Source organism: Bacteriovorax sp. DB6_IX (genome assembly GCF_000447775.1).
Lineage (GTDB): Bacteria > Bdellovibrionota > Bacteriovoracia > Bacteriovoracales > Bacteriovoracaceae > Halobacteriovorax_A.
On record NZ_AUNJ01000470.1, the window covers coordinates 1 to 4,358 of the forward strand.

5 protein-coding genes and 1 tRNA gene are annotated in these 4,358 nt (G+C 35.8%); all 6 read left to right on the forward strand.

What is annotated here, in order from left to right:
* The first annotated feature begins 1,082 nt into the window (after positions 1-1,082).
* Positions 1,083-1,158 (forward strand) — tRNA-Ala (locus tag M901_RS14615).
* Positions 1,159-1,231: 73 nt separating this feature from the next.
* Positions 1,232-1,675, forward strand: a complete 444-nt coding sequence (locus tag M901_RS16830; protein WP_021278989.1) for an NUDIX domain-containing protein — start codon at positions 1,232-1,234, stop codon at positions 1,673-1,675.
* A 103-nt stretch (positions 1,676-1,778) separates the two neighbouring features.
* The gene (locus tag M901_RS14625) at positions 1,779-2,156 is read left to right on the forward strand and encodes a GNAT family N-acetyltransferase (RefSeq protein WP_034722496.1); all 378 of its coding nucleotides are present in this window, start codon (positions 1,779-1,781) and stop codon (positions 2,154-2,156) included.
* Positions 2,157-2,670: 514 nt separating this feature from the next.
* Positions 2,671-2,991: a hypothetical protein gene (locus M901_RS14630; RefSeq protein WP_021278988.1), complete on the forward strand. Its 321-nt coding sequence runs from the start codon at positions 2,671-2,673 to the stop codon at positions 2,989-2,991.
* Positions 2,978-3,511: a metalloregulator ArsR/SmtB family transcription factor gene (locus M901_RS14635; RefSeq protein ID WP_021278987.1), complete on the forward strand. Its 534-nt coding sequence runs from the start codon at positions 2,978-2,980 to the stop codon at positions 3,509-3,511. Before M901_RS14630 ends, M901_RS14635 begins: the two co-directional genes overlap by 14 nt.
* Positions 3,512-3,863: 352 nt before the next feature.
* Positions 3,864-4,358 (forward strand): PleD family two-component system response regulator (locus M901_RS14640; RefSeq protein WP_021278984.1); only part of this gene is annotated, 495 nt, incomplete at its 3' end.

The window sequence follows — 4,358 nt, forward strand, 5'->3', positions numbered from 1 at the left end:
GATACGGCGACCACCGAGATCTACACTCTTTCCCTACACGACGCTCTTCCGATTTCTTCTCCCAAAGAAAAGCTCCGTCTCAATGATGATTGTCTGTACTTTCTTTGCACTCGCTTCGCATTTATTGGGAGATGCTTATCCAATAAAAGGTGACCACTTCAATGAAGCTGATGGTTATATGCTCAATATACTTTCAATCGTACTTTCAATTTTTGTTGGCTACATCATAGGAAAGTTTATTTCTAATGAAGAGGGAAAGGCCATCTCTGAAGTGGCCGAAAAAAACTCTGAACTCGTCGAGATGAGTGAAAGTAATTCCTCGTTACTATCAATTCTTAGTCATGACCTTGCAAATCATATTCAGGTGGCATATGGCTTTGGAAGAAGAACTCAACATTATGATATTGAGAATGAAAATATCCGCCGCTGCATTCACAAAATGAATGTCTCGCTTGAGAGTATGAAAAATATTGTTGATGAAGTTCGCGGCTATACTGCAACGAAGTCAGGTAAAATGGAGATCAGGCTCTCTCCCGTTAATATCGTAGAGGCCATTGAAAGTTCGATCGCAAATTTCGAAAGAAGAGCAAAGCTAAAAAATATTAAGCTCAATCTCAGCCTCGACTTAGCTCGTGATACCGAAGTTTTCTCCGAACCAATCGCACTCACAAATAGTGTATTTAATAACCTCATTTCAAATGCCATTAAGTTTTCAGAAGCAGATTCTCATATAGATATCTTCGCAACCGATCTTGGAATGAGAGTTACCGTTGTCATTCGCGATTACGGAATTGGAATGAGTGACGAGTTACTTCGAGACATTTTCAATCCAAAAGTTTCCACATCCCGGGAAGGAACTGAAGGAGAGAGGGGAACAGGTCTAGGAATGCCCATTCTTAAGATGTTCATGGATAAGTTTGGCGGCGAGGTCGATGTGAGCTCAACCACTCGTGGTGTCAACGGAACCGAGTTCAGACTCCACTTTAATAAGGTCTTAAAGTAATATCCCATTGACGCTTGGAGTCTCATTTTTCTCTTGCCATTTATCCGATAAATCAGTAAATTTTAAACTCATCATGTGTGGGCCGGTAGCTCAGTTGGGAGAGCACAACGCTGGCAGCGTTGGGGTCGCAGGTTCGATCCCTGTTCGGTCCACCATTTCTTTTACTCTTTAATTTCAATATATTACAATCATACCAAACACTAGTATTCGAACTATAAAGGATATTCTATGCCTGCGCCAATTACTCCACTTGTTGGATGTGATGTTTTTGTTCTAAATAACGAAAATAAATTATTACTAATTCAAAGATCAGATAATGGATTATGGGCACTTCCTGGTGGTTGTCATGATCTTGGTGAAACTCCAAAGCAGTGTGCTGAGCGCGAATGTTTCGAAGAGTCAGGATTCAAGGTTAAGTGCACAGACTTAATTGGTGTTTATAGCTCAAACTGCTATGAATATATTCATTACCCTTGGAAAGATAATGAGTTTACTCATCTACTCTTTCTAGCGACGCTTGAAGCTGGAATTGAAACTACTTCAAATGAAACCATTAATGTAGGTTGGTTTGCTAAAAATGAAATTCCCGAACTATCTGACGGCCATGCGATTAGGATTAAACATGGATGGGAATTTATTACAAGTGAAGAGAAGTTCCCTTATTTTGAATAATAAAAGTTCGATATGTAGAAAGTAAGGTCCACCATTCTTTTTCTTTTTAAAATCAATATATTACAATTAGACCGCACTGAGTAATCGAACTGAGGATGCAATTATGACGTTTAAGAAACTAGAATCAATTAACTTTTTACCTAGCTCTAAAAGGCTTACTTATAAAATGATAAGTTTGGATGATATATCAAGCTTTGAATCATTAGCTCGAAATTCATATATCCGAGAATATTTGATGGAAGGAATGGAAGTCACTACCGATGATTGTCTTCAATGGATTGATGAGAGTAACAAGTTATTTGAAGAGAAAAAAGTTGGTTTATATCTGGTTTATGAAAATGATTTACTTGTAGGGTATGCTGGTTTTAGTAGGGCACATGAAAGAATTGATGATATAGAGGTTCTTTTTGCATTTTCAAAAAATCATTCAGGAAAGGGGTTCGCTACTGAGGTTTGTGGTGCTTTAGTTCAGTTTTTTTAATCAAATTTGAGAAATATAAAGCTAATTGCTGTAGCACACCCTGAGAATACAGCTTCAGTTCAAGTTCTTAAAAAATGTGGCTTTGTTTCTATTGATTCTAATGATGGGGACTTATCTCATTTACTTCATTTCGAGTTACAAGAGTCATAAAAGTTCGATATGTCGGAAGTACGGTCCACCAATAAAAAAAGCCTCTGCTTTTACAGAGGCTTTTTTTTTATTGTTCACCTATCCGGGGGAGACCGTGATATTGTCGCACTGGAGGCGTCATTTGCCAGGGTGGAAAAATGACGCCGAACAGATTCGAGCGAACACGAAGTGAGCGAAGAATGTCTGTGCACACCACCAAACTAAATTTCCTATACTAACTCTGTCACATTTAAAAAATACTAGCTCGCAAGTCACTGAAATTAGCTATTTACTTGAATGTGTTTTGATAGATGTCAAAATAAATATTGACTCCGGTTTTAGATTAATCTATTTTGACAGGCATCAAAATAAATGAGGGGGAGTTATGAGTTTTACTGAAGAAGTAAAATTGTTGAAAGAAAGTACTACTGGATTATCAAGAGGAAGAATTCCATCAAATATCGAATCAAAGATTAGAGAAAATGTTTTTGATATTCTTTTACAGTTATACGGTAATGTCGATACTGAGAAGTTTCTTAAAACAACTGAGTTAATGTATAGAGACTGGTCTCATGAGTATAGTGAAGATATTAGATTTGGAAGAGTAGAAGAGTCTAATAAGGCCATTATAAAAATGAGTACATTTGAATGGATCTTATCACTACCATCAGTTCAGAAAATGAGAGAGTCCAGTGAACTTAGTTAAGTTATTTAAGGCGCTAGGTGATGAAGCGAGACTTAGTATTGTCAGAAGTTTAGCTGAAAAAGATTTATATGCTGAAGTTCTAGCTGAAAGACTTGCTTTATCTCCTGGTACTGTAACTCATCACCTGAAGAAGCTAGAAGCCGTGGGATTAATTACATCAAGGAAAGAGCAATATTACAAAGTGTTCTCATTGAAAAAAAATGTTATCGATCGAAATATGTTGTCTGTAATTCTAGGTGTTTCTAAAGCTAGTGAAGATAAGAAGGAAGATGATTATGAGAAGAAAATTATAAAGTCATTTTTCAAACGAGGTGTTTTAACAACAATTCCAGTTCAAAGAAAAAAGAGACTAATTGTATTAAAGCATTTACTTAAAGAGTTTGAAGAAGGGAAGAGTTACACTGAATCAGAGGTTAATGAAAAACTTATAAATTATCACGAAGACTTTTGTACTTTGAGACGAGAATTTATAGCTGAGAAACTAATGTCACGAAAAAGTGGTATGTATTCATTATCTTAGGTGTTTAAACTTAGAAAACTGCTGCCTTTAAGTGGGGGTGAATCCTTCTCATCCCCACGAAATCACTTCAGAAATTTCTCATCATATTCAACAGTTCAAAATTAAACTCAGTAAGCTTCTGTTATTAAATCACAATAGGCCTTTTTAAACCCCATTTAAGTAGAGCAGTTTAATATGACAGCGATATCTGTCTACTTTTTGGGAATGATGACTCTATAAACTGTTAGAATTATTACAATATTCATTCATATTTTAAGAACTCAATTAATTAAATCAGTTAGTTAGGATAGTGCTTAAGTTAAATTAAGTGCTTTTTAGAGGGTGTTCATAAATTTTGTTGTAGAATAAAGGTATGGAACAAAAGCAATTGATTTTGAATAAATTGGCCCTCGTTATTGATAATCTTTCTGAGATTGATTTGGGCCCATTAACACTTCAGGAACAAATTCAAGTTCGAGAAAGTATCGATCTTTGTCAAAAGCTTTTACAAGATGTTGAGGATATGAATTCGCAAACATTTGAATCAGAAGAAGAGCCTCCGGAGATTCCTGAAGAATTGATTCTTAGGCCAAGGCTAACGGGAATTAAGGTCATGGTCGTTGACGATGATCCTATAACGCAAAAACTTGTGAAGGCCATTCTAAGTAAGAATAATTATCAAGTCTATTCATTCTTAGAGCCAATTGTTGGACTAGAGAAAATAAAAGAAATTCAACCGGACCTTATTATTCTAGATCTTATGATGCCTCAGATGACTGGTTATGATTTTCTAAATCATTTGAATAAGTTTCATAAGGACTACAAAGGAAAGGTTCTAGTTGGATCAGGAAAACAGTTTGTTAAAGAT

What these genes read in the sequence shown, in the direction of transcription:
- M901_RS14630 (WP_021278988.1), top strand. Translation starts at nt 2,671, where the DNA reads ATGAGTTTTACTGAAGAAGTAAAATTGTTGAAAGAAAGTACTACTGGA.
- M901_RS14625 (WP_034722496.1), top strand. Translation starts at nt 1,779, where the DNA reads ATGACGTTTAAGAAACTAGAATCAATTAACTTTTTACCTAGCTCTAAA.
- M901_RS16830 (WP_021278989.1), top strand. Translation starts at nt 1,232, where the DNA reads ATGCCTGCGCCAATTACTCCACTTGTTGGATGTGATGTTTTTGTTCTA.